This window comes from Mesorhizobium sp. M0306, assembly GCF_040321655.1.
In the GTDB taxonomy this organism is placed as follows: Bacteria; Pseudomonadota; Alphaproteobacteria; order Rhizobiales; family Rhizobiaceae; genus Mesorhizobium.
In genome coordinates, this window is the sequence record NZ_JAMYRY010000028.1 from 58,920 (window position 1) to 82,421 (window position 23,502).

At 63.2% G+C, this 23,502-nt stretch carries 22 protein-coding genes; 13 read left to right on the forward strand and 9 right to left on the reverse strand.

Features of this window, described 5'->3' with window-relative positions; genetic code table 11:
• The first annotated feature begins 65 nt into the window (after positions 1–65).
• Together NKI95_RS27475 and NKI95_RS27480 are read left to right on the forward strand one after the other, a co-directional pair.
• On the forward strand, positions 66–1,322 hold the full coding sequence (locus NKI95_RS27475) for an aminopeptidase (RefSeq protein ID WP_352720661.1): 1,257 nt from the start codon (positions 66–68) through the stop codon (positions 1,320–1,322).
• 27 nt (positions 1,323–1,349) lie between these two features.
• A complete protein-coding gene (locus NKI95_RS27480) occupies positions 1,350–1,712 on the forward strand; it encodes a DUF488 domain-containing protein (protein ID WP_352720663.1) in 363 nt (120 codons plus the stop codon).
• 158 nt (positions 1,713–1,870) lie between these two features.
• Here NKI95_RS27480 and NKI95_RS27485 read toward each other — a convergent pair whose 3' ends face one another.
• Positions 1,871–2,224 (reverse strand): ArsC family reductase, encoded by a 354-nt coding sequence (locus NKI95_RS27485; RefSeq protein ID WP_352720703.1) that lies wholly within the window; start codon positions 2,222–2,224, stop codon positions 1,871–1,873.
• Positions 2,225–2,396: 172 nt separating this feature from the next.
• Here NKI95_RS27485 and NKI95_RS27490 point away from each other — a divergent pair, with 172 nt between their 5' ends.
• Both NKI95_RS27490 and NKI95_RS27495 read left to right on the forward strand, forming a co-directional pair.
• Positions 2,397–2,747 carry an ArsR/SmtB family transcription factor gene (locus NKI95_RS27490; RefSeq protein WP_352720665.1) on the forward strand — a complete coding sequence of 117 codons (351 nt, stop codon included), beginning with the start codon at positions 2,397–2,399 and terminating at the stop codon, positions 2,745–2,747.
• On the forward strand, positions 2,744–3,229 hold the full coding sequence (locus tag NKI95_RS27495) for an SRPBCC family protein (RefSeq protein ID WP_502908406.1): 486 nt from the start codon (positions 2,744–2,746) through the stop codon (positions 3,227–3,229). Before NKI95_RS27490 ends, NKI95_RS27495 begins: the two co-directional genes overlap by 4 nt.
• 126 nt (positions 3,230–3,355) lie before the next feature.
• On the opposite strand, the gene NKI95_RS27500 is transcribed toward NKI95_RS27495, so the two are convergent.
• The 7 genes from NKI95_RS27500 to NKI95_RS27530 all read right to left on the reverse strand — a co-directional run bounded on the left by NKI95_RS27500 (position 3,356) and on the right by NKI95_RS27530 (position 10,862).
• The gene (locus NKI95_RS27500) at positions 3,356–4,783 is read right to left on the reverse strand and encodes an aldehyde dehydrogenase family protein (RefSeq protein WP_352720667.1); all 1,428 of its coding nucleotides are present in this window, start codon (positions 4,781–4,783) and stop codon (positions 3,356–3,358) included.
• A 31-nt stretch (positions 4,784–4,814) separates the two neighbouring features.
• On the reverse strand, positions 4,815–5,900 hold the full coding sequence (locus tag NKI95_RS27505) for an ABC transporter ATP-binding protein (protein WP_352720669.1): 1,086 nt from the start codon (positions 5,898–5,900) through the stop codon (positions 4,815–4,817).
• On the reverse strand, positions 5,890–6,498 hold the full coding sequence (locus NKI95_RS27510; RefSeq protein WP_254820400.1) for a cupin domain-containing protein: 609 nt from the start codon (positions 6,496–6,498) through the stop codon (positions 5,890–5,892). The genes NKI95_RS27505 and NKI95_RS27510 overlap by 11 nt, the downstream gene beginning before the upstream one ends.
• A 179-nt stretch (positions 6,499–6,677) precedes the next feature.
• A complete protein-coding gene (locus NKI95_RS27515) occupies positions 6,678–7,748 on the reverse strand; it encodes an ABC transporter substrate-binding protein (protein WP_352660843.1) in 1,071 nt (356 codons plus the stop codon).
• Positions 7,733–8,611, reverse strand: a complete 879-nt coding sequence (locus NKI95_RS27520; RefSeq protein ID WP_352720671.1) for an ABC transporter permease — start codon at positions 8,609–8,611, stop codon at positions 7,733–7,735. Before NKI95_RS27520 ends, NKI95_RS27515 begins: the two co-directional genes overlap by 16 nt.
• Positions 8,608–9,495: an ABC transporter permease gene (locus NKI95_RS27525; protein WP_292659959.1), complete on the reverse strand. Its 888-nt coding sequence runs from the start codon at positions 9,493–9,495 to the stop codon at positions 8,608–8,610. The genes NKI95_RS27520 and NKI95_RS27525 overlap by 4 nt, the downstream gene beginning before the upstream one ends.
• 83 nt (positions 9,496–9,578) lie before the next feature.
• Entirely contained in the window at positions 9,579–10,862 is a 1,284-nt protein-coding gene (locus tag NKI95_RS27530) for an NAD(P)/FAD-dependent oxidoreductase (RefSeq protein ID WP_352720673.1), read from the reverse strand.
• A 226-nt stretch (positions 10,863–11,088) separates the two neighbouring features.
• On the opposite strand from NKI95_RS27530, the gene NKI95_RS27535 reads away from it, so the two are divergent.
• The 6 genes from NKI95_RS27535 (at position 11,089) to NKI95_RS27560 (ending at position 17,275) form a co-directional block, all read left to right on the forward strand.
• On the forward strand, positions 11,089–12,246 hold the full coding sequence (locus NKI95_RS27535) for a fumarylacetoacetate hydrolase family protein (protein WP_352720675.1): 1,158 nt from the start codon (positions 11,089–11,091) through the stop codon (positions 12,244–12,246).
• 78 nt (positions 12,247–12,324) lie between these two features.
• Positions 12,325–13,119, forward strand: coding sequence for an SDR family oxidoreductase (locus tag NKI95_RS27540; RefSeq protein WP_352720677.1), 795 nt, complete (start codon positions 12,325–12,327; stop codon positions 13,117–13,119).
• Between the two features lie 251 nt (positions 13,120–13,370).
• Entirely contained in the window at positions 13,371–14,303 is a 933-nt protein-coding gene (locus tag NKI95_RS27545; protein ID WP_352720679.1) for a substrate-binding domain-containing protein, read from the forward strand.
• A gap of 107 nt (positions 14,304–14,410) precedes the next feature.
• Positions 14,411–15,397 carry an ABC transporter permease gene (locus NKI95_RS27550; protein WP_352720681.1) on the forward strand — a complete coding sequence of 329 codons (987 nt, stop codon included), beginning with the start codon at positions 14,411–14,413 and terminating at the stop codon, positions 15,395–15,397.
• A gap of 3 nt (positions 15,398–15,400) precedes the next feature.
• Positions 15,401–16,195, forward strand: coding sequence for an ATP-binding cassette domain-containing protein (locus tag NKI95_RS27555; RefSeq protein ID WP_352720683.1), 795 nt, complete (start codon positions 15,401–15,403; stop codon positions 16,193–16,195).
• A 57-nt stretch (positions 16,196–16,252) separates the two neighbouring features.
• Positions 16,253–17,275, forward strand: coding sequence for a LacI family DNA-binding transcriptional regulator (locus tag NKI95_RS27560; protein WP_352720685.1), 1,023 nt, complete (start codon positions 16,253–16,255; stop codon positions 17,273–17,275).
• A 549-nt stretch (positions 17,276–17,824) separates the two neighbouring features.
• Here NKI95_RS27560 and NKI95_RS27565 read toward each other — a convergent pair.
• A complete protein-coding gene (locus tag NKI95_RS27565; RefSeq protein ID WP_031211029.1) occupies positions 17,825–18,406 on the reverse strand; it encodes a TetR/AcrR family transcriptional regulator in 582 nt (193 codons plus the stop codon).
• Between the two features lie 253 nt (positions 18,407–18,659).
• Here NKI95_RS27565 and NKI95_RS27570 point away from each other — a divergent pair, with 253 nt between their 5' ends.
• The 3 genes from NKI95_RS27570 to NKI95_RS27580 are packed head-to-tail and all read left to right on the forward strand — an operon-like array spanning position 18,660 to position 23,279.
• Entirely contained in the window at positions 18,660–18,935 is a 276-nt protein-coding gene (locus NKI95_RS27570) for a hypothetical protein (protein WP_352720687.1), read from the forward strand.
• On the forward strand, positions 18,929–22,108 hold the full coding sequence (locus NKI95_RS27575) for an efflux RND transporter permease subunit (protein ID WP_352720689.1): 3,180 nt from the start codon (positions 18,929–18,931) through the stop codon (positions 22,106–22,108). The genes NKI95_RS27570 and NKI95_RS27575 overlap by 7 nt, the downstream gene beginning before the upstream one ends.
• 16 nt (positions 22,109–22,124) lie before the next feature.
• Positions 22,125–23,279: an efflux RND transporter periplasmic adaptor subunit gene (locus NKI95_RS27580; protein ID WP_352720691.1), complete on the forward strand. Its 1,155-nt coding sequence runs from the start codon at positions 22,125–22,127 to the stop codon at positions 23,277–23,279.
• The last annotated feature ends 223 nt before the right edge of the window (positions 23,280–23,502 follow it).

Genomic DNA, 23,502 nt, shown 5'->3' on the forward strand with positions numbered 1-23,502 from the left:
ACGGTGGAAAGGTCGGTAGCGCCGGTCTATGTAAGAAACAGTCCCCAATCACGGCAGGCAGGATCATGACCACACATTCGCGCGGCGTTTCCGCAACTATCGACCCGGTGAAGCTCGACAGGCTGGCGGAGGTCGCCGTCAAGGTTGGGCTGCAATTGCAGCCGGGGCAGGATCTGGTGCTGACCTCGTCTATTGCAGCGCTGCCTTTGACGCGGCGGATCGTCGAGCACGCCTACAAGGCGGGCGCCGGCCTGGTGACGCCGATCTTCAACGATGACGAGATCATGCTGGCGCGCTTCCGCTATGGCGCCGACGCTGGTTTCGACCGCGCCGCCGGCTGGCTCTATGAAGGCATGGCAAAAGCCTTCGCCAGCAATGCGGCGAGGCTTGCCGTGCGCGGCGAGGATCCGTCGCTGCTTTCTTCTCAGGACCCGGCAAAGGTGGCGCGTGCCAACAAGGCGAATTCGATGGCCTACCAGCCGGCGCTGGAGAAGATCACCGGCTTCGACATCAACTGGAACATTGTGGCTTATCCCGATCAGGCCTGGGCCAAACAAGTGTTTCCGAACGACGCCGAAGACGTCGCCGTGGCCAAGCTTGCGGACGCCATCTTTGCCGCCTCGCGGGTGGACGTCGAAGACCCGATCGGCAACTGGACGGCGCACAATGCGGCGCTTAAGAGCCGCACCGAATGGCTGAACGGCCACAATTTCCATGCGCTGCATTTCACCGGCCCCGGCACCGACCTGACCGTCGGGCTGGCTGACGGCCACGAGTGGATGGGCGGCGCCTCGACCGCCAAGAACGGCATCACCTGCAACCCCAACATCCCGACCGAAGAGGTTTTCACCACGCCGCATGCAAGGCGCGTCGAAGGCCATGTCACGAGCACCAAGCCGCTGTCCTACCAGGGCACGCTGATCGACGGCATTGCGGTGCGTTTCGAGGCGGGCCGTATCGTCGAGGCAAAAGCTTCGAAAGGTGAGGATGTACTGCAAAAAGTGCTGGACACAGACGAAGGCTCGCGCCGTCTCGGCGAGGTGGCGCTGGTGCCGCATTCCTCGCCGATCGCCAAGAGCGGGCTCTTGTTCTTCAACACGCTGTTCGACGAGAACGCCGCCTGCCACATCGCGCTTGGCCAGTGCTATTCGAAGTGCTTCGTCGACGGCGCCTCGCTCAGCCAGGACGAGATCGCGGCGCGCGGCGGCAACAAGAGTTTCATCCACATCGACTGGATGATCGGCTCGGACAAGATCGACATAGACGGCGTCCATAAGGATGGCAGCCGCGTGCCGGTGATGCGCAAGGGCGAGTGGGTCTGACAGGACTGCGCGGCGTTCCCGGATCCCATGGGCGTAGATATTGAGATCAAGCGCATCTATGAGCCGCCGGCGCCCGCTGACGGGCAGCGGGTGCTCGTCGACCGGATATGGCCTCGGGGGGTCGGTGGAAAAGACGCCGCGCTAACGGTCTGGCTGAAGGACATCGCGCCGAGCAATGCGTTGCGCAAATGGTTCGGCCACGACCCGGCGCGCTGGGCGGAGTTCCAGCGGCGATACCGCGCCGAGCTCGACAGCAATGGCGAGGCGGTCGGGCAGCTGCGCGCCTTGCTGGGCAAAGGCCGGGTGACGCTGATCTACGGCGCGCATGATGAGACGCATAACAATGCGGTGGCGCTGGCGGAATATCTACTTCGTCATCCTCGGGCTTGACCCGAGGATCCATGCCGCAACTTCAGCCGAAGGATGCGGCGGAGTAGAACCTGCAAGGTTGCAATGCTCAAACGTCACGGCATGGATCCTATGGTCTGCGCCGCGTCGCTTCGCTCCTTGCTCCGCCATAGGATGACGACAGGATAGGCACCGCGACTTCACTTCCGCCCAACCGTCTGCTGATAAACATCAGGCTTGAAGCCGACGAGAATCCTGTCACCAAATTCCAGCACCGGCCGCTTGATCATCGTCGGTTTGGCCAGCATCAGCGCCTTGGCCTTCTTCTCATCCAGGCCCAGCCTGTCCTCGTCCGACAATTCGCGAAACGTCGTGCTCGCCTTGTTGAGCAGGATTTCCCAGCCGACCTTGCCTGACCAGCCGTTCAGCCGATCCGCATCCAGTCCGTCTACCCTGTAGTCATGAAAGCGATAGGCAACATCATGGCTCGCCAGCCAGACACGCGCCTTCTTGACCGTGTCGCAATTGGTGATGCCGTACATGGTGATCGTCAAAACGGATCCTCGGACCGGTCGAATCTGACGGCACCCTAAAACCGCACCTCTTAGTTTTCCAGCGGCCTTGCCGGGCATCGCGATTTTCGCGCTTGCCAATAGTAAGGAATTTTCCTAAGTGTTGTCCCGAGCCAACTTTGGTCATGCGGATGGCCGAGGCAAGGAAATGACCATGACGAGCCTGCAGACCGAAAGCCCCCCGCCGATCGACGGCATTTTCCGGGCGCTCGCCGATCCTACCCGGCGGCGCGTAGTCGAGCGGCTGAACCGAAGCCCCGCCTCGGTCAGCGAGCTTGCCCAGCCGTTCGAGATGGCCCTGCCCTCCTTCATCGAACATCTCAGGGTTCTGGAAGGCTGCGGGCTGGTGCATTCGGAGAAGGCAGGCCGCGTCAGGACCTACCGGCTCGCGCCGGAGCCGTTGAAGCTCGCGGAAAACTGGTTGGCCGAGCAGCGTGCGCTGTGGGAGCGCCGCCTCGACCAGTTCGACGACTACGTGCTGAAACTCAAGGAGAAAGACAGATGAATATGGTCCCGTTGTTCCAACCCGATCCGAAGCTCGACCTCGTGCTCGAACGAGCGATCCAGGCGCCGCGAGAACTGCTGTGGACGGCATTGACGAAGCCCGAGCATGTCCGCCAATGGTTCACGCCGAAGCCGTGGATCATCACCGATTGCGAGATCGACCTTCGGCCCGGCGGCCTGTTCCGCACCCGCATGCAGTCGCCCGACGGCAAGGAGGTCAACGACAGGCGTTGCTGCTACCTCGAGATTGTCCCGAACGAGCGGCTGGTGTGGACCGATGCGCTGCTGCCAGGCTACCGGCCGTCAGGCGACCCATTCATTACAGCGGTCATATCGCTGCAATCGTATGGCGAGACGACGCGCTACACCGCCACCGCCATCCACCGCGACGAAGCCACGCGCAACAGCCACGAGGAGATGGGCTTCTACGACGGCTGGGGCACAGTGGCGGATCAGTTGGCCGGCTATCTCAAGACGATCTGAGGCGACCCTGCTTCGCACTCACATTGCGGCCACGGAGCCGTCGTGGCCGTTCAACCGAACGCCGGTGCCGAAGGAACCAACGCTCGCAACAAACTTGACGGTTGGCATAATGCCAATGTCGAAGGCTCAGGCGCCGTAACCGATGATACCCTTGATCTCAAGGAAATCATGGATCGCCCAGTCGGCGTATTCGCGGCCGTTGCCGGACTGCTTGTAGCCGCCGAAGGGCGCGAACGTGTCCCATTCCGGATAGTTGATCGAGACCTGCCCGGCACGCAGCCGGCTGGCAATCTTGCGGGCGTGGTCGATATCCCCCGACTGCACATAGGCGGCCAGGCCATAGACGGTGTCGTTGGCGATCTTCACCGCATCATCATCGTCATCGTAGGAGATGACAGACAGAACCGGCCCGAAGATCTCCTCCTTCTCGATGGTCATGCCGGGCCTGACGTGGCCGAAAACGGTCGGCCGCACATAGTAGCCACGGTTGAGGTGCTCCGGCCGGCCGGGGCCGCCGGTGACCAGCGTTGCGCCCTCGGCGATACCGGCCTCGATCAGCCGCTGGATCTTGTCGAACTGGATGTTGCTGACCACCGGCCCGAGCTTGGTCTCTTCCGAGCGCGGGTCGCCAACCTTGTGCGCTTCGGCCGTCTTCTTGGCGATGGTCAGCGCTTCGTCGTGGCGGGCGGCCGGCACCAGCATGCGGGTCGGCGCGTCGCAGGACTGGCCGCTATTGCCGAAACACGCCTTGACACCCTTGCGCACCGCCGCCTCGAAGTCGGCGTCGGGCAGCACGATGTTGGCCGATTTGCCGCCCAGCTCCTGCGCGACACGCTTGACCGTATCGGCGGCCGTCTTGGCGACGATGATGCCGGCCCGGGTCGACCCGGTGAACGAGACCATGTCGACGTCAGGATGGCCGGCCATGACCTGGCCGACATCCGGGCCGGTGCCATTCACCATATTGTAGACGCCCTTCGGCGTGCCGGCGGCGTCCATCACCTCGGAAAAGATGATGCCGCTGATCGGCGCGATTTCGGAAGGCTTTAAAACGACGGTGCAGCCGGCGGCGATCGCCGGCGCCACCTTGCAGACGATCTGGTTGAGCGGCCAGTTCCACGGTGTAATCAGCGCGCAGACGCCGATCGGCTCCTTTACCACCATGGTGGTGCCGCGCTTCTCGCTGAATTCGTAATCCTCAAGCGCCTTGATGGTAGCTTCCATATGCGCCCTGCCCGCCCAGGCCTGCGCCTCGCGCGCCAACCTGATCGGCGCGCCCATTTCATGGCTGACCACCTGGGCGATGTCCTCGTAGCGCTCATTGTAGACTTCGAGGATACGCTTCAGCAGCTTCAGGCGCTCGGTCTTGCTGGTTTGCGAGAAGGCCGGGAATGCCGCCTTGGCTGCCGCCACGGCCTTGTCGACATCGGCTTTCGAGCCGACCGAGATTTTGGTGTAGGCCTCTTCGGTGGACGGATCGATCACATCCAGCGTTGCCGGAACCACGGGGCCGACCCATTTGCCGCCGATGAAGAAATTGAGATGACTGCCCATGGGTGCTCCGGTTTTCTAGGAATGAGTGAGACTAGCTTGGCAGCATAGGGCAGTTGGCGCCACGGCGCAGGCTGATATGCGCCACGTCGCCGACGCTGAATTGAAAACCCTCCGCCCGGCGCGGCGCGTCGATCACCACCTGTGTCCCCTGCCCCAGCTCTGCATGAAGGCGCAAGGTGCGGCCGTGAAAGACGATGCTGTTCACCCGCACCGGTGCGGTACCGGCCGCGGCCTCGGTCGTGGCCAAAAGGTCCTCCGGACGCACGCCGATGGTGCGCACAGTGCCCTCGCCAGGCAGCTCGCCTTTATCCGAAATCGCTTCCAGCGGCAGGACGCCGGCGATGAACCGCAAGCGCTCGCCGTCACGGCCGACAAAGCGCGACTGCAGAAGGTTCATGGTTCCGATGAAGCTGGCGACGAATTTGGTGGCGGGCCGGTCGTAAAGGGTCGCCGGCGGCGCGATCTGCTCGATGTGGCCCTTGTTCATGACGACGATGCGATCGGAGATCGACAGCGCCTCGGTCTGGTCATGCGTGACCATGACGAAGGTGGTGCCAAGCCGCGACTGCAGCCGCTTCAGTTCGACCTGCATCTGCTCGCGCAGATGCGCGTCGAGCGCCGACAGCGGCTCGTCGAGCAGCAGCACACGCGGTTCGCAGACGATGGCGCGGGCAAGCGCGACGCGCTGGCGCTGGCCACCCGACAATTCGGACACACGGGCGCCGAGCTTTTCAGCAAGGCCGACCATGTCGAGCGCTGCGCCGACGCGCCTTGCCTGTTCGGCACCGGAGAGCTTGCGCAGCGACAGGCCGAAGCCGACATTTTCGGCAACGTTCATGTGTGGGAACAGCGCGTAGTCCTGGAACACGGTATTGACGGGACGGTCGAAGGGCCTGAGCGCCGTGATGTCGCGGCCTTCGAGCAGGACCCTGCCGTTCGACGGGCTCTCGAAGCCGGCGATGACCCGCAGGCTGGTGGTCTTGCCGCAGCCGGACGGTCCGAGCAGGGTCAGGAACTCGCCGCGCCAAATATCAAGATCGACGGCGTCGAGCCCTATGATGCCGCCGGGAAAAATCTTGGAGACCTTGTCCAGCCGGACGAGCGGATCAGGCGCCATCGCGAACCTCGGACGGCTTGGTGGTGTTGACCCACAGGATCTGGCAGCGCTCGCTGCCCGGATTGCGGAAGGCATGCAGCAAGGTGCTCTTGAAGGCGAAGCTGTCACCGGCCTTCAGCCCGTATCTGGTCGAATCGACCACCAGCTCGACCTCGCCCGACAGGACGAAGCCGAATTCGTGGCCGGCATGGGCGTAGGCTTCGGCGGTGCCGCCACCGGCTTCCACGGTCACCAGCATGCCGGTCAGCGTGGCGGCCGGCGGCGACAGCAGCGCCTTGGCGATGCCTTCCGACTTGACCGGGATCTGACGCCGGCTGTTGGCGCGCACGCAATAAAGATCGTTGCCGGCATCGTTGCCGTCAACGATCAGTGCCGACGGCTCGATGTCGAGTGCGGCGGCGAGCGGCCAGATCACTCGCACCCGCAATGACGACATGCCGCGCTCGATCTGGCTCAGCGCACCGATCGAGACGCCGGCTTTGGCGGCAAGTTCGGCCAGCGAGAGATTGCGCTCCAGCCTGAGCGCCCGCACGCGCCGGCCGACCCTGACGTCGGCGTCGTCCTTCGGCTTCTCAGCCGCTTCGTCCAGCATGTCCATCCATTCGTCCTCGTTTGGTAAGGTCTCCCCTTCTCCCCTTGTGGGAGAAGGTGGATCGGCGCGAAGCGCCGGGACGGATGAGGGGTGTTGGCCGGAGTGCCGTCGGTGCCATCTGGAACACCCCTCATCCGTCGTCTTCGGCGACACCTTCTCCCACAAGGGGAGAAGGGAAAACAAACTCAGCCGCCTGCCTTGACCTTCTCGAACATCTTGGCGAGTTCGTCATTCTGTTTCATCGGCCCGGTGAAGATGGTGGTCTTCAGCATCACCTCGGGATCGGAAGGCAGCTGCAGTTTCTCCAGCTCCTCCTTCGGCACGGCGGCGAAAGCCGAGCTGGTCGAGCTGCCATAGCCGTAGGCCTGGATCAGGTATTTTCCGGAATCCGTCTCAAGCCGGCTGTTGATGAAGTCATAAGCGAGGTCGACGTTCTTGGCGTCCTTGAGCATGACAAAGCCGCAAGCCCAGGTCAGCATGCCTTCCTTCGGCTTCATGAACTCGACCGGCACGCCCTGTTTCTTCAGCGAGGTGGCCGAGGCGTTCCAGGTCATGGCCGCGACCAGCTGGCCGCTCGCCAACGCCTGTTCGACCGAGGTCATGTCGGTGGTGTAGTTCGAGAGCAGCGGGCGCTGCTCGCGCAGTTTCTCCGCCACCTTGTCCATCTGTTCCGGCGTCATGTCGAATGGATTGACGCCGGCGAGAAGGGCCGCCACCACCGGTGTGTCGTGGACGGCATCGATGGTCGCCATGCGCCCGGCATATTGCTTGTCCCAGAGCAGGTTCCAACTGGCTTCCGGGTTCTTCACCAGATCGGTGCGGTAGAGGATCGAGGTGTTGCCCCAGTCCCACGGCACCATCCAGACCTTGCCGTCGCCGGCCTGCAGGTCGGGCAGGTTCTTGAAAACCGGGAAGATCGAATCCCAGTTCTTGATGCGCTTGGTGTCGATCGGCTGCAGCAGGCCTTCCTTGTTCCAGCGCGCCACCTTGTCATAGCAGGGATGCGCGATGTCGGGGCGGAAGCCAGCCTTGACCTTGGTGAAAGCGTCATCGTCGTCGCCAAACATCGAGGCTTCGACACCATCGGGGTGCGCGGCGAGGAAGCTCTTGTTGAAGTCGGGCAGTTCATAGCCCGACCAGGTGAAATATTGCAACTTGTCGCCGGCAAAGGCGACAGTCGACGCAAGCGCCAGCGCGAAGGCAGCCAGTCCGGTTTTCGCTGTCTTTGCCGTTATCGATTTCAGGTCGAATGCCATTGCAGTTCTCCTCTTTCGGTTTCTTCTGGTTTTGACAGGCTGGCGGGCGCTGGCCGCCGGGTGGCGGCAAGCCCGCGATGGCGCAGGATTTCGGCGAGTGCGGCGATGAGGAACGACACGGCCAGGATCGCGGTGCCGAGCGCCATGACGGTCGGCAGCGATTTCGGGAAGCGCAGCTGGCTCCAGATATAAAGCGGCAGCGTCGGCTCGGTGCCGGCAAGGAAGAAGGCGACGATGAACTCGTCGAACGAGGTCAGGAAGGCCAGCATGAACGCCGAAATAATGGCGGGCAGGCTGAGCGGCAGCATCACCCGTCTGAAGGTCGTCCAGTCCGAGGCGCCGAGGTCGAGCGCTGCCTCACGGATGGTCTTCGGAATGGCGGCGAAGCGGCTGCGCATGACCACCACCGTCGTCGGCAGCGCCACCAATATGTGACCGAGCACGATGGCAATGCGCGACGGCCCGAAACCGGCAAGATTGACCAGGATCAGCAGCGATATGCCGACGATGACGCCGGGGATCAGGATTGGCAGCCGCGCTATGGCACTGATCGTGGCCGCCAGCGGCGAACGGCCGTAGAGGTCCATATAGGACACGGTGATGCCGCAGAGTGTTGCGCCGATGGCGGCAATGGCGCCGATGACGAGGCTGGTGGCAAGTGCGCCGGAGAGCGCCGAATTGCCGTAAAGCGTGCCGTACCATTCCAGCGTGAAGCCTTGCAGCGGAAATGCCGCCTGGATCGAATTGTTGAAGGAAAACAGCGGGATCAGCAATATCGGCAGATACAGGAACACCAGATAGGCAAGGACGTAGGCTCCCAGCCAGCCGCCGCCCTGCCTTGCATCGATACGCGCCGTGTTCATGTGCGGCTGCCGTATCGGCGGTCGGCGAAGCGCACCACCAGCACCACGGCGAGAATGACCAGCATGACGGCGACGGCGAGTGCGGCGCCGAACGGCCAGTCATTGGCCTTGCCGAACTCGGCCTGGATGAGCGTGCCGATCATGGTGCTGGCAGGGCCGCCGACCAGCGCCGGCGTCACATAATCGCCGACGGTCGGCACGAAGACGACGAGAGCAGCCGCCAGCACGCCCGGCATCGAATTAGGCAGCACGATGCGACGGAAACTGGTGAACGGTTTTGCGCCGAGATCGGAAGCAGCTTCGAGCAGCGATTTCGGGATCGTGTCCAGCGCCACATAGATGGGCAGGATGGCGAACGGCGCATAAGCGTGGGCAAGCGTGACGACGACCGCTGCCGGCGTATTCAAGAACGCCAATGTCGGCTCCGACCAGATGCCGCTTTCGATCAACGCGGAGTTCAGCACGCCATTATAGGCAAGCACGATCTTCCAGGCGAAGACGCGCAGCAGATAGCTGGTCCAGAACGGCAGGGTCAGCAGGAACAGCAGCAGCCCACGCTGCCGCCCGGCATGGAAAGCCAGGTAGTAGGCAACGGGATATGCCGTGACGACGGTTGCCAGCGTCACCAGGCCGGCGATGCCCAGCGAGCGCAGCGTCACCGTCCAGTACAGCGGATCGGTGGCCACCGTGACGAAATTCGCAAGGGTGAAACCGGCCCCCAGCAGCGAGCCGTCATTGCCGCGAAAGGCCAGGAAGAACACCAGGCCAAGCGCGAAAAGGATCAGCAGAAAGGTGACCAGCCCGCCGGGCAGCAGCATGGCAAAGCGAAAACCCGGCGAAGACCGGGTTTCCGGCAGCGGCTGCGTTGCGGCGATAGTCGACATCGACGGCCCATCATAATTTGAAATCGACCAAGCTTTTTTCATATTCGTGAAGCTGTCAAGCTGTTTCACGCTTGGGCATGACGTCAGCGTTCGAAGGCGTCCAGCATCCGGTACCAGGCGATGGTCGCGGCAACGCCGACCTGCCGAAAGGCGTGAAACGGGATCGGCCGGATCGGCGATATCGGGAACGGCAATTGCCTGGTGTCGCCGCTCGACAGGTAGGAGGCGATGCGCTCGCCAAGCGCGGTCATCAGACCGATGCCGCGGCCCTGGCAACCGACGACCGCCAGCAGACCCTTCTCTGGCTCGTGGATATGCGGGAGATGGTCCGGCGTCATTGCCACCCGACCGAACCAGCGCTTTTCAATGGCCATATCGGACAGCGCCGGGTAGAGCCGCAGCAGCGCGCGTTCCAGATGCGCCCAGTCGGCCGGGCCGTTCGGCAGGGCCATGCGGCCGCGCCCGCCGAGCACCAGTCGGCCATCGGCACTCTTGCGATAATAGACGAGGATGCGGCGCGAATCCGACACTGCCTGCCCGTCCGGCAGGATCGCTGCCGCGACATTGGATGATAGCGGCGCCGTCGCGATCTGGAAGGAATGCAGCGGAACGAACGTCTCGGCGAGGCCCGGGAGCAGGCCGCCGGTATAGGCGTTGGTCGCCAGAACGACCGCCTTGGCCTTGAGTTCGGCGCCGCTTTCGGTTGAAACGTGCCAACTGCCAGCATCCTTGCTGATCTGCATCACGTTCTGGCGCTCGGCGATCTTCACGCCCGCCGCTGCAGCGACGCGCGCCAGTTCCGACGTGTAGGCGAGCGGATCGATGACACCGGCACGGCGATCGAGCCAGCCGCCGAGATAGCCCTGCGCGCCGGTCATCGTCGCGATCTCCGTCGCGCTCAGCAGCCGGACATCGGCGCCGCGCGCCCGCCACTGCCGATCCCGGTTTGCCGCCGCTTTCAGCGCGGTCTCGGTATGCGCCGCCTGGATCCAGCCATTGCGGACGAACGGCACCGCCAGTCTTTCGTCACGGATCAATTCGAAGACGGTGTCAGCGGTCGAGGCGGCAAAGTTGACGAGCGCTTCGCCGTGTTCGAGACCAAAATGCTCCAGCAGCCAGTCCGGATCGTATTTCAGGCCGGGAATGACCTGACCGCCGTTCAGGCCGGATGCGCCATTGCCAATTTCGCCGGCGTCCAGCACCTGGACGACAAGGCCGAGCCGGGCGGCGTGCAAGGCCGTCGACAGCCCCATGATGCCGCCGCCGACGATGACGACATCGACGCGTCGGCCGGCTGGAAAAAGCGACTGGAACGCGGTGGCTGTCCGCGGCTTCTGCCAGATTGGATCGGAAAACCGTAAGAGCAAGCGTCACCTGGAGATTTTCAGTAGGTGAAAACCCTAGCGACGGTTTCATTATTTTGAAAGAGCGTTTTCCCTCGCCATTGGCGCACGCCAGGCTCGATCAAGGTCCAGCGATGCGAAGACCGCTTGAAAGAATTGACAAAGCTCGCCCTGCAAGCGGGATAGACCTTTGGCGGGAATTTGTTGAAAGTGCCGCGGCCGAAGGACAAGACAACAGGAAATGTAAGCCATGACGAACGCCACACATTTGCCCGCCGAAGGGCTCTTCGTTGGCCGCGCCCGGGCGAGCGATGCTTCCCATCCGCTGGTGGTCACGGTGCGCGACGGTACCGTCTTCGACATCACGTCAAATATGGCGCCGACCGTACGCGACGTTTGCGAATTGCCTGATCCGGCAGGACACGTCCGCTCGGCCACGGGGCGGCCGATCGGCCCGCTCGATGCCATTGCCGCCAACAGTTTCGAGACAGCGCGCGATCCGGGGAAACCGTACCTGCTGTCCCCCGTCGACCTGCAGGCGATCAAGGCATCTGGCGTCACCTTTGTCGTCAGCCTGCTCGAACGGGTGATCGAGGAGCAGGCGCGCGGTTCGGCCGAAAAGGCCGACGCCATTCGCGCCGACATTGCCGGCCTGATCGGCCACGATCTGTCCAAGCTCAAACCCGGCTCGCCGGAAGCGATGGAGATCAAGGCCAAGCTGATTGCGCGCGGCGCCTGGTCGCAATATCTGGAAGTCGGCATCGGCCCCGATGCCGAGATCTTCACCAAATGCCAGCCGATGGCCTCGGTCGGCTTCGGCGCCGATGTCGGCCTGCATCCGGTTTCGACATGGAACAATCCGGAGCCGGAGATCGCCATGATTGCCGCCAGCAGCGGCAGGATTGTCGGGGCGACGATCGGCAACGACGTCAATCTGCGCGACGTCGAGGGGCGCTCGGCGCTGCTGCTCGGCAAAGCCAAGGACAACAACGCTTCGGCAGCACTTGGCCCCTTTATCCGGCTGTTCGATGAGACATTTTCCATCGGCGACGTGAAGCAGGCGATCGTACGGTTGAAGGTCGAGGGCGAGGATGGGTTCTCGCTGGAGGGCGCCAGTTCGATGGCCGAGATCAGCCGCTCGCCGGAAGAGCTGGTCGCCGCCGCCATGGGGTCGCACCACCAATACCCGGACGGGCTGGCGCTTTATCTCGGCACGATGTTCGTGCCGTCGAAGGATCGCGGCGAACAAGGCAAGGGCTTTACCCACAAGGTCGGCGACATCGTCACCATCTCTTCAGAGAAGTTCGGTGCCTTGGTCAACCGCGTGCGGCTGTCGCCCGACTGCCCGCACTGGACCTACGGCGCCAGCCACCTGATGCGTGACCTCGCAAGGGCCGACCTCATCTAGTCCCCCAGCCTAACATCCGATAGATTCTAGAATTCTCTGATTGGAAATTACCTGCTCGTCGGCATTCGGGAGAGTCCATTGATCGTCGCTCTTGAGGGCAAGACCCTTGTCGTTACCGGCGGAACGCAAGGGCTTGGCGAGACCATCGCCCGGCTGGCCTCAGCCGACGGCGGCGAAGGGATCGCCATTGTCGGCCGCAATACCGAGCGTGGCAGACGCATCGCCGAAGAGCTTTCACGACCAAGCCGGCCCGTCGTCTTCATCCAGGCCGACCTTGGAGATCCGGCCGCGCCTGCAGCTGTCATGGCGGAAGCGACCAAAAGACTCGGCCGCATCGATTGTCTGGTGAACGCCGCGGCCCTCACCGACCGGGCCTCGCTGGAAACTGGCACAATCGACGACTGGGACAGGTTGTTTTCCGTCAATGCGCGCGCGCCGTTCTTCCTCATGCAGGCGGCCGTAGCCGACATGAAGACACGGCGGGCGGCGGGCGCCATCGTCAACATACTGTCGGTGAATGCGCATTGCGGTGCGCCGGACCTTGCCATCTATTCCGCAACCAAGGGCGCGCTTTCGACGCTGACCAGAAACATTGCCAACGCGCATCTTTCCGATCGCATCCGCGTCAACGGCATCAACATGGGCTGGGTAGCGACGCCGGCCGAACAAGAGATGCAGGCGCGCACGCTGGGCAAGGGCGAAAACTGGGCAAAGATCGCCGCCGCCGGCCTGCCGCTTGGTCGATTGCTGACCATGGACGAAGTCGCCCAGCTAACGCTGTTCCTGCTCAGCGACGCCTCCGGGCTGATGACCGGGACGCTTATCGACCTAGAGCAATCCGTGCTCGGCGCGCCGCCGCGCGGCATTGCATGACGGTCGCAAGGCCGATCGTCGGCCGCCTGGAAAATATCAGCCAAACTGATGCAATCTGATGGGATTGCTGATGGCGTGGTGCCTTGCGCGAACGTCCACTGGCGGATGGAGGCTTGCCATCGATCGAAAAAGGGAATGCTCTAATGCGCCAGGTCGACGCTGGCAAAATGCGACCACCGTTTTGGCCGCGCACGGCTTTTCGCGGTGATCGTCGTCGGAGGAGGAGTTCGGTTCAAATGGGAGGAAATCAAATGCTGACGAGGCTAAGACTGCTTGCACTCGGCTTGGTGGTGGCGCTGGCTATTCCGGCCGCGGCACAGGCCAAGACGTTCTACTGGATTTCGCATGGCGGCCCGGCCGATCCGGTCTGGACCTACTTCCTTGCCGGCGCCAAGCAATGGGCGGCGGATACCGGCAACACTGTCAACACGTCGTTCCACAATGGCGACGTGGCGTCACAGCAGGAGGCTGTTCGCGCCGCGATCGCCGCCAAGGCCGACGGCATCACCACGACCAGCCCTGATCCGGGCAGCCTTGTCGAGATCGTCAAGGAAGCGCGGGCGGCGAACATCCCGATCATCAACTTCAACACGCCCGATCCGAAGGCGGACTTCAACGCCTATGTCGGCGGCGACAACGTCACCTTCGGCAAGCATTGGGCTCAGTATTTGGTCGACAAGGGCCTGGTGAAGAAGGGCGACTTCGTCTGGATGCCGGTCGAAATTCCCGGCGCTACCTATGGCGTCCAGGAAGAGGAAGGCATCAAGAGCGTCTTCGAGCCGCTCGGCATCACCTATGAAATCACCGAAGCGACGCTCGACCAGGCCGAAGTGATCAACCGCATGGTCGATTACCTCACCGCCAACAGGGCCAAGGTCAAGGCGATCATCGGCCTTGGCGACCTTGTCACCGGTTCGATCAAGCGGGTGTTCGACCAGGTCGGCGTCAAGCCGGGCGAAATCCCGGTCGTCGGCTGGGGCAACTCGCTCGACACCACCCAGGAAGTGCTGAACGGCTACGTCAATGCCGGCCAGTGGCAGGATCCGCAGGCGACCAGCTACGTCGCGCTCTCGCTCGCCAACATGGCGGCGAGCGGTATTCCGCCCGGCTTCGACGTGATCACCGGCGCGCTCTACGAGAAGGACACCGCGGCAGTCTACGACAAGATCCTGTCCGGCAAATAAATTCGCGATCGAGTTGGTCACGGCCGCTTCAGCGGCCGTGACTGTCTCATCATTCCGCCGAAGCCGGTTGCGGTCTCGGCCAAATCCAATCCTATCGCGGGTCCAAGGTGGAAAATCGTTCTCTTATCCAACGCTCGATCGCGCGGCCCGAGTTCGGGCCGTTCGTGCTGCTCGTCGTCGAGATCGCCGTGTTCTGGGGCATCAACCACGACTTCCTGTCGCCGCAAAACATCTCGAACACGCTGGCCTTCACGGTTGAGCTCGGGCTGATCGCGCTGGCGATGACGCTGTTGATGACATCAGGCGAATTCGACCTCTCGGTCGGCTCGGTGTTCGGCTTCTCGCCGGTCCTGATGTGGACGTTGTTCAACAGCGGCGTCGCCTCGCTCGAAGCCGCCTTCGTCATGGCGCTGGTGGTCGCTGCGTTCATTGGACTGGTCAATGGCTGGTTCGTGACGCAGCTCAAGATCCCGTCCTTCCTGGTGACGTTGGGCATGCTGCTGGTGGTGCGCGGCACCGCTTTGTTCGTCACCAACGGGTTTCCGCAGCGGACCTGGAGCGCCGAGGGCAGCTGGCTGGCGGAAGCGCTGGTCGGCGATTTCTTCATCGGGCCGTTCCGTATCTATATGTCGCTGTTCTGGTTCATCGCCGCCGCAACCGCGCTCGGCTACGTGCTGACGCAGAGCCGGACCGGCAACTGGATCCAGGCGGCCGGCGGCAACCCAAGTGCTGCAAGGGCGCGCGGCGTCAATGTCAGCGGCGTCAAGATCGGCCTATTCATCCTGTCGTCGATCCTGGCCTCGCTTGCCGGCGTCATCAGCTCGCTGCGCACCTCGGCGGCCAACCCCAACAGCGGCACCGGCTACGAGCTCGAAGTCATCGCCATGGTTGTGATCGGCGGCACGGCGCTGACCGGTGGGCGCGGCACAATCATCGGCACGGTGCTCGGTATCCTGATCCTGCGCGTGATGCGCAACGGCATCGTGCTGATCGGCGTGCCCGGCCTTGCCTATAATATTTTCATCGGCGCCATCATCCTCGGCATGATGGCGCTCCACTCATGGCTGGAACGCCGGCATCAGGCAGGGACTTGAACCATGGCCGAACCGCTTGTCCGCATGGAAAATATCCGCAAGTCCTACGGCCGCGTGCAAGCGCTGGTGGACGCCAATTTCCATGTCAATGAAAGGGAGATCGTCGGTCTGCTCGGTGACAACGGCGCCGGCAAGTCGACACTGATCAAGGTGCTGTCGGGCGCGGTCCCGCTGACCAGCGGCGACATCTTCATCCGCGGCAAGAAGGTGAATTTGCGCAGCACCAGCGACGCCATCGCCCACGGCATCGAGACGATCTACCAGGACTCGGCGCTGGTGACGCAGCTGTCGATCGCCCGCAACCTGTTTCTCGGACGCGAGCCGATCAAGCCGCCGCGTTTCCTCAACCGCATGGACCAGGAGGCGATGAACGTGGTTGCCCGCGACCTGCTCAAGCAGGTCGGCATCTCGAAGAACATCCCGCCCACGACGCCGATTGGCTCGCTCTCCGGCGGCGAGCGGCAGGCGGTGGCGATTGCACGCGCCATGCATTTCGACAGCGACCTCATCATCCTCGACGAGCCGACCAACAATCTCGGCGTCGCCGAAACGCAGGGCGTGCTGAGCTTCGTGCGTAGCGCCCGCGATTCCGGCCATTCCTGCATCTTCATCGCCCACAACATCCATCATGTCTTCCAGGTGGTCGACCGCATCGTCGTCATGCGCCGCGGCAAGGTCGTCGCCGACGATATCGACCCGAAGAAGACCAGCGTCGCCGAAGTCGAACGCGTCATCACCGGCATGTCGGACAAGGAGATCCATGAGGCGCTGGTCGAGGGCACGAAACGGCCCGGCTGAGCGGCCGGGCCGGGCTTATCGTCGAAGCACTGGATCGCATCGCCACATGGTTGCGATATGAAAGCCACCGTTTCGGATATTGCCAGAAGCTGCGGCCTGTCGACCGCGACGGTCGACCGTGTGCTCAACAATCGGCCGGGGGCGAGTGCCGCCAACCGGCAGCGCGTAATGGAGGCGGCCAAGCAGCTCGGCTATCTGCCGGTTGTCGACCAGGTCGCGTTGCCCTCGCGGCCGGCACATCTCGAATTCTTCCTGCCGATCGGCAGCAATGCCTTCATGGCCGATCTGGCCAGACACATCGAGGATTATGCGGCGCGCCTGCCGCTGGTCGCCTCCTGCCGCATCCACAAGCTCGCCGGCATTTCGCCGAGTGCCTTGCAGGTGGCCGTCGAAAACCTCTCGCTCAAGGCGAACGGGGTCGGCGTCATCGCCATCGATCATCCGAGAACGCGCAACATCTTGCGCGAGATCGTCGAGGCCGGCATCCGCCTGGTCACGCTGGTGTCCGACGTTCCTGGCGCGCCCCGCTCAGCCTATGTCGGCATCGACAACCGGGTGGCCGGCCGCACCGCGGCGCTGCTGATGGGACGGTTCCTCGGTGGCCGCCAGGGCCATCTGGCGATGGTGGTCGGCTCACGTTCCTATCGCGGCCACGAGGAACGCGAAATGGGCTTTCGCTCCGTGCTCGGCGAAGAGTTTCCCAATCTGACCGTCACCAGCGCCGTCGAGATCAACGATGAGCCGGAGGTCAGCTATACCGCGACCATGAAGGCGCTGCACAACGAGCCGGAGCTGCTCGGCATCTACTGTATCGGCGCCGGACGCTCGGGTGTGGCAAAAGCGTTGCTCGAAGTCAGGCCGCGGAAGAAGCCGGTGTTCATCTGCCATGATCTGACGCGCGAGACGCGCGGCTATCTCGTCGACGACCTGCTCGACGTCGTCATCGACCAGAATGCGCGGTTGATTGCCGAACAGTCGGTCATTCGCCTGCTCGGCTCGATCGCCTCGTCGGCGCCCTATCTGACGCGGAAATTCATCGAGCCGCGCCTGATCTTCAAGGAAAATGTCCCGGTGCAGTGATGCCGCGCGAGGGCGATGGCGCTCGGGCCTCGATCGTTAAAATTCGGTTGATACCGCAAATCTGCACATCAGCTATGCAACTTTTGTGGTTGCCGAATCATTGGGCAATCGATAGTTTCGCAGGTGTCGGCCATCTACTCCTCCCAGATGCGATGCCGACGCTGAGTGCGGTACACCTCCTCCCGTGCCGTATTCGAAATCGAGCCCGCTGCCACCTCCTCCCGGCAGCGGGCTTTTTTTATTCCGGCTCCGGGATAGCGGCCGACGCTTGGGATCGTGACTAGCACCGGACACGACTGTTGATCCGCGGATCGATGAGCTTCGCTGCGATCGCCGCGGCTTGTCGGGCAGAATCCTGTCACACTTGTCACTCTCACCGGTTCGCCGGCGGCCCTATCCTGCCTCACGACCAGCAAACAACGCCGCGCCGGCAATGGTGCGGGGGATCGGCAAGGGAGACGCGAGATGGCACATCCGGATAGGACGAGACATCACCCGGCGGCGCGGCGCGCAATCGAAACGCCACGGATCGTTTCGCCGCTTGCGAGATTATCTGGCCCTGAAAGAAGTGATCAGGCCTTCCGCCATGCGGACGAACTGCGCGCTCGGGCCCTCGGCGCCGACGCTTTGCAGGCTGACACGGGCGCCCTCGAGCAACAGCGACAGCGTGTCCGCAAGAAGTTCGGCCTGTCCGATGCCGGCATCGCGACACAGGGAGACCAGCCGCTCGCGCTGCGCTTCCTTGAGTTCCTTGATCACTTGCCTTGCCGGATGATCGGCCTCGCTCAGCTCGATGGCGGCGTTGGCCATGTCGCAACCGCGACGGTCGGACATCAAGCAATCGGCCGCCATTCGGACCCAGGCGTGCAGCTGCGCCAGCTTGTCGCCCGGATTCTCGGCCTCGAACTTTTCCCACATCGCGTTGGCGCTGCAGGCGGTCGCCCGCAGACATTCGATGATCAGGTCGTCCTTGGACTCGAAATGCCGGTAGAGCGTCATCTTGTTGGTGCCGGCGGCCTCGGTGATGGCGTCGATGCCGACGCCGCGAATGCCATGCTTGTGAAACATGTCCCGTGCCGTCTCCAGGATCCTGTCCCGGGGGCGAACACGCTCCACAACACCGTCTGTCATCAAAACCTCCGTGATTGCGTTTCCCGAAATTCCCTCGGTGCACCTCTTGACTAGGGTGTTACCGGTCTGTAACGTTAGAGATGTTACTTACCTGTAACACCCGCATTGCATCATGTCAAACTCGCAAGTGCCGGCCATCAGCCCCGCCCCGATCGGCAAGGGGACGAACCGCACCTTACGGCCTCGGCCGGCGAGCAAGAGAACACCCGATCCGCGGCCTGCCGCGGATCACCAAAAACCAGGAGCCGCTTCGATGTCGCAGCGCAATGATCTGACGATCGATGAAGTCGTGAGGGATCCGATGATCCGCATGCTGATGAAAGCCGACCGCGTCGACCCGCGGTCTTTCGAGGCGATGCTGCGTGCGCTGGCGGATGAGCAGGCCGAGCGCCGCAATGCGCCGCGCCGCCCTCTGCAAGATTTCGGTTTTCTCGAAGATTCCGGCTCAATGCGCAGCCGGCGGCTGTCCAGGGTGGCCAAGGCCTTTGGCCGGGCCAGAGCATCGGGCGAGGCGTGCATCTCATGGTAAACTTCTTCATCCATCGCCCGATCTTTGCGTCGGCGATCGCCATCATCATGGTGCTCGCCGGGGGGATCTGTTATTTCCTGCTGCCCGTCTCGCAATTTCCCGACATCACGCCGCCCCAGGTCGTGGTCAGCGCCCATTACCCGGGCGCCAGCGCGCAGGTCGTCGCCGACACGGTGACGACGCCGCTCGAACAGCAGATCAACGGCGTCCAGGGCATGACCTATATGTCGTCGTCGAGCTCCAATGACGGCTCCTCGACGATCACCATCACCTTCGACGTTGGCTACGATCTGAGCACCGCGGCCGTCGACGTCCAGAACCGCGTTTCGCAGGCGGCTTCCTCGTTGCCGGCCATCGTCAATCAGGGCGGCGTGACGATCAAGAAGCAGAACCCGAACTTCGTCCTGATCGTCGACCTCACCTCGCCGGACGGTTCCGTCAACCCGGTCGCGTTGAGCAATCTCGCCTATCTGCAGGTGGTCGATCCGCTGAAGCGCCTGCCCGGCGTTGGCGACGTGCAGATCTTCGGCGAGCGGCGCTATTCGATGCGCATTTGGCTCGACCCCGACAAGCTAGCCAATCTCGGCATTACTGCCGTCGACGTGCAGAACGCCGTCGCCGAGCAGAACGTCCAGGTGGCGGCCGGCAAGATCGGGCAGTCGCCGGCTCCGGCCGGCACTGCCTTCGAGATGCAGGTCAACGCCGTGGGCAGGCTGAGCGATCCCAAGGAGTTCGGCGACATCGTCGTGCGCGCCAATACCGCAAACGGCTCGCTGGTCAGGCTGCGCGACGTTGCGCGCATCGAGCTCGGCGCGCTGCAATATTCGTCGTCGGCCTTCTTCGGCAAGGACCCGACGGTGGTGCTGGCGGTCTACCAGATGCCGGGCTCCAACGCGCTCGATCTGCAGCAGCGCGTCAAGGACAAGATGCAGGAGCTGTCGGCCCGTTTCCCGAAGGGCGTCAGCTACGCCATGCATTACGATACGACACGTTTCGTTTCGGCCTCGATGCACGACGTGCTGATCACGCTCGGCGAAGCGCTGGTCCTGGTCGTCGCCGTGGTGTTCATCTTCCTGCAAAGCTGGCGCACCACGATCATCCCGACGATCGCAATTCCGGTGTCGCTGGTGGCGACGCTGGCCGTCATGAATATGCTTGGCTTCTCACTGAATATGCTCAGCCTGCTCGGCATGGTGCTGGCGATCGGCCTCGTCGTCGATGATGCGATCGTCGTCGTCGAGAATGTCGAACGCCAACTTGAGGCCGGCCTCAAACCGCTGGCTGCCACGCGCACGGCGATGGCTGAGGTCACCGGCCCGATCATCGCCACGACCGCCGTGCTGATGGCCGTGTTCGTGCCGGTCGCCTTCATTCCCGGCGTGTCCGGCCGGCTCTACAACCAGTTTGCCCTGACGGTGGCGATCTCCTTCGGCATTTCGGCCTTCGTCTCGCTGACGCTTACCCCGTCGCTCAGCGCCGCCTTCCTGCGCCACCGGCCGGAAACGCAGTTCGTGCTGTTCCGCTGGTTCAACATGGGCTTCGAACGGCTGGCGCATGCCTATGCGAATGGCGTGCGCATTCTCATCCGCCTGCGCTGGATCATGCTCGGCGTGTTCGCGGCCGGACTTGTCGCGACCTATTTCGTCTGGCAGCGCCTGCCCTCGACCTTCCTCCCGGTCGAGGACCAAGGCTATTTCTTCGTCGTCATCCAGCTCCCCGACGGGGCCTCGCTGGAACGCACCGACGCCGTGGCGCAAAAGGCACGCGACATCCTGCAGAATACCCCCGGCGTCGACATCGTCGGCTCGATCAGCGGCTTGAACTTCCTGACCAGCGCCGCGCAGTCGAACTCGGCGGTCGAATTCGCCATCCTGAAGCCATGGGACGAACGCGGCCCCGACCAGAGCGCTTCGAAGCTCGTCGCCGACGTGCGCAACAAGCTGCTGCAAATTCCGGAGGCTTTTGCGCTGAGCTTCGACCCGCCGTCGATCCCGGGCATTGGTACCACCGGTGGCTTCGAGTTCCAGGTCGAGGACCTGACCGGCCGCGGCAGCGTGGCGCTCAACGATGCGACGCAAGCGGTGATTGCCGAGGCGCGCAAGCAGCCCGAGCTCAACCCGCAGCAATTGTTCTCGTCGTTCTCGACCTCGACGCCGCAGTTCAACTACGATCTCGATCGCGCCAAGGCGAAGCTGCTCGGGCTCAACCTGCCGGACGTCTTCAATACGCTGCAGATCTATCTCGGCTCGCTCTATGTGAACGATTTCAACCTGTTCGGCCGCACCTTCCGGGTGACGATCCAGGCCGACAAGGACTCTCGTGCGGGTCCGGCCGACATTTCGCGGCTCTATGTCCGCAATGCGTCGGGCGGCATGGTGCCGCTGAGCACGCTGGGCAAGCTTGTGCCCATCGTCGGCCCAGAGACCGTGCCGCATTATAACAACAATGCGTCGGCCCTGATCAATGGCGGCGCCGCCCCTGGCTTTTCGTCCGGCCAGGCGGTGGCGGCAATGGAGCGTGCCGCTGCCACGGCGTTGCCGAGAGATTTCGGCTACGAATGGACTGGCATCACCTATCAGGAGCTCAAGGCGGGATCGATCGCATCCGTCGTCTTTGGTCTCGCGATCGTCTTCGTCTTCCTGATCCTCGCCGCGCAATATGAGAGCTGGGCGATGCCGTTCATGGTGCTGCTGGCGGTGCCGCTTGCATTGTTCGGTGCGTTCGTCGTGCTGTGGCTGCGCGGCATGCAGATCGACGTCTATTCGCAGATCGGCTTCGTCATGCTGATCGGACTGGCGGCCAAGAACGCGATTCTGATCGTGGAGTTTGCCCGGCGCCGGCGCGAAGAAGGCCTCAGCATCGTCGACGCCGCGATGGAAGCGGCGCGGCTGCGGCTGCGACCGATCCTGATGACCGCCTTCGCCTTCATCCTCGGCGTGCTGCCGCTAATGTTCGCTACAGGTGCAGGTGCCGCGAGCCGGCAGTCGATCGGCACCACCGTCTTTGGCGGCATGGTCGCGGCGACGATCCTGTCGCTGGTGTTCGTGCCGGTCTTCTATGCGGTGATCGAGCAGCTGCGCGAGCGCCGCAGCGAGAGCGGACCGGTCTCCGAAGCGACTGAACAACCAACTGCCGAATCCGCCTTCGAGCCATTGGCCGAAGCGGCTGAATAGGACTGGAGAATTGATCATGCGTAAATGGAAAATCGCGCTGGGAACGGCCGTCGCCCTTGGGGCGATTTCAGTGGCGAGCGTTCACCTGCTCGACATGGGCAGCCTCAGCCTCAACGCCGGCACAGCCGGGGCGGCGACCCCCAAGCCGGAAGCCTTTGTCATGCCGGTGCCGGTGGTGAGCGTCGTCAAGAAGACGATCCCGATCTATCTCGACTATGCCGCCCGGGTGGAGCCCATTCGCAGCATCACGCTGCAGGCGCGCGTGCCGGGGTATCTGCAGGAGCAGGTCGCCACCGACGGCAGCGACGTTGCCAAGGGCGACCTTCTCTACAAGATCGCCCCGGAGGATTTCCAGGCTGCCCTCGAGCAGGCGAAGGCGCTTATCCAGCGCGACACGGCAACACTCGACTATGCACGCTCCAGTCTCGGGCGCGGCAGCGAGCTCGCCAAGAGCGGCTATCTCGCCAAGGACGTGTTCGACCAGCGCACCAGCACCTTGCGCGAGGCTCAGGCCTCGCTCGCCGTGAACCAGGCCGCTTTGCGGACCGCCGAGCTCAATTTGAGCTATACCGAAATCAGCGCCCCGTTCGCGGGACGTATCGGACGCAGCCAGGCTTCCGTTGGAACGCTGGTCAGCGTCGCCGGCACCGTGCTCAACTCGCTGGTGCAGCTCGATCCGATCTACGTCACGTTCAATCCGAGCGAAACGGACCTGACCCAGATCGAGGAAGCTCGGGCTGCGGGACCGATCAGTGTCGATGTCCTGCTTCCTGGTGAAACCGAACCGCGCCAGAAGGGCGATCTTACCTTCATGGACAACACGATCGATCGCTCGACCGGCACGATCACGGCACGGGCGACGGTCGGCAACGGCAAATTCACGCTGCTGCCCGGCCAGTATGTCCGCGTCAGACTGCACGTCAAAGAGCAGCCCGATGCGCTGATGGTGCCGCAGACGGCACTCGGCTCAGGCCAGCTTGGCAAATACCTCTATGTCGTCGGCAAGGACAACACCGTCGACCAGCGCATCGTTTCGCTCGGACCGACCAATGGCGATCAGGTTGCCATCTTGAGCGGTGTGGCCGAAGGCGACCGGGTGATTACCGGCAATCTGCAGAAGATCGGCCCGGGAATGCCGATCTCGCCGCTGCCCGAGAAACCGGCCACCTGATAACCCCCATCAGGTCCGGTCCCGCGGCGCCCTCGGCTCCCACGCCAAGGGCGCCGTTTTTGCTGATAGTTTCGACACGGTCGATTCAAGCCGTAGCGCGAACGGCGGCTCTGGCGACGATGGCAGCATAGAGGCGCTCTCTAGAGTCTTTCACGTTTTGACGGAAGCGTATCCGGCGTTTGCGAAGTAGTTTTTGCATTCGCCGGGTTCGATCGTCGCAACG

What these genes read in the sequence shown, in the direction of transcription:
- NKI95_RS27475 (WP_352720661.1), top strand. Translation starts at nt 66, where the DNA reads ATGACCACACATTCGCGCGGCGTTTCCGCAACTATCGACCCGGTGAAG.
- NKI95_RS27480 (WP_352720663.1), top strand. Translation starts at nt 1,350, where the DNA reads ATGGGCGTAGATATTGAGATCAAGCGCATCTATGAGCCGCCGGCGCCC.
- NKI95_RS27490 (WP_352720665.1), top strand. Translation starts at nt 2,397, where the DNA reads ATGACGAGCCTGCAGACCGAAAGCCCCCCGCCGATCGACGGCATTTTC.
- NKI95_RS27495 (WP_502908406.1), top strand. Translation starts at nt 2,744, where the DNA reads ATGAATATGGTCCCGTTGTTCCAACCCGATCCGAAGCTCGACCTCGTG.
- NKI95_RS27500 (WP_352720667.1), bottom strand. Translation starts at nt 4,783, where the DNA reads ATGGGCAGTCATCTCAATTTCTTCATCGGCGGCAAATGGGTCGGCCCC.
- NKI95_RS27505 (WP_352720669.1), bottom strand. Translation starts at nt 5,900, where the DNA reads ATGGCGCCTGATCCGCTCGTCCGGCTGGACAAGGTCTCCAAGATTTTT.
- NKI95_RS27510 (WP_254820400.1), bottom strand. Translation starts at nt 6,498, where the DNA reads ATGGACATGCTGGACGAAGCGGCTGAGAAGCCGAAGGACGACGCCGAC.
- NKI95_RS27515 (WP_352660843.1), bottom strand. Translation starts at nt 7,748, where the DNA reads ATGGCATTCGACCTGAAATCGATAACGGCAAAGACAGCGAAAACCGGA.
- NKI95_RS27520 (WP_352720671.1), bottom strand. Translation starts at nt 8,611, where the DNA reads ATGAACACGGCGCGTATCGATGCAAGGCAGGGCGGCGGCTGGCTGGGA.
- NKI95_RS27525 (WP_292659959.1), bottom strand. Translation starts at nt 9,495, where the DNA reads ATGTCGACTATCGCCGCAACGCAGCCGCTGCCGGAAACCCGGTCTTCG.
- NKI95_RS27535 (WP_352720675.1), top strand. Translation starts at nt 11,089, where the DNA reads ATGACGAACGCCACACATTTGCCCGCCGAAGGGCTCTTCGTTGGCCGC.
- NKI95_RS27545 (WP_352720679.1), top strand. Translation starts at nt 13,371, where the DNA reads ATGCTGACGAGGCTAAGACTGCTTGCACTCGGCTTGGTGGTGGCGCTG.
- NKI95_RS27555 (WP_352720683.1), top strand. Translation starts at nt 15,401, where the DNA reads ATGGCCGAACCGCTTGTCCGCATGGAAAATATCCGCAAGTCCTACGGC.
- NKI95_RS27560 (WP_352720685.1), top strand. Translation starts at nt 16,253, where the DNA reads ATGAAAGCCACCGTTTCGGATATTGCCAGAAGCTGCGGCCTGTCGACC.
- NKI95_RS27565 (WP_031211029.1), bottom strand. Translation starts at nt 18,406, where the DNA reads ATGACAGACGGTGTTGTGGAGCGTGTTCGCCCCCGGGACAGGATCCTG.
- NKI95_RS27570 (WP_352720687.1), top strand. Translation starts at nt 18,660, where the DNA reads ATGTCGCAGCGCAATGATCTGACGATCGATGAAGTCGTGAGGGATCCG.
- NKI95_RS27575 (WP_352720689.1), top strand. Translation starts at nt 18,929, where the DNA reads ATGGTAAACTTCTTCATCCATCGCCCGATCTTTGCGTCGGCGATCGCC.
- NKI95_RS27580 (WP_352720691.1), top strand. Translation starts at nt 22,125, where the DNA reads ATGCGTAAATGGAAAATCGCGCTGGGAACGGCCGTCGCCCTTGGGGCG.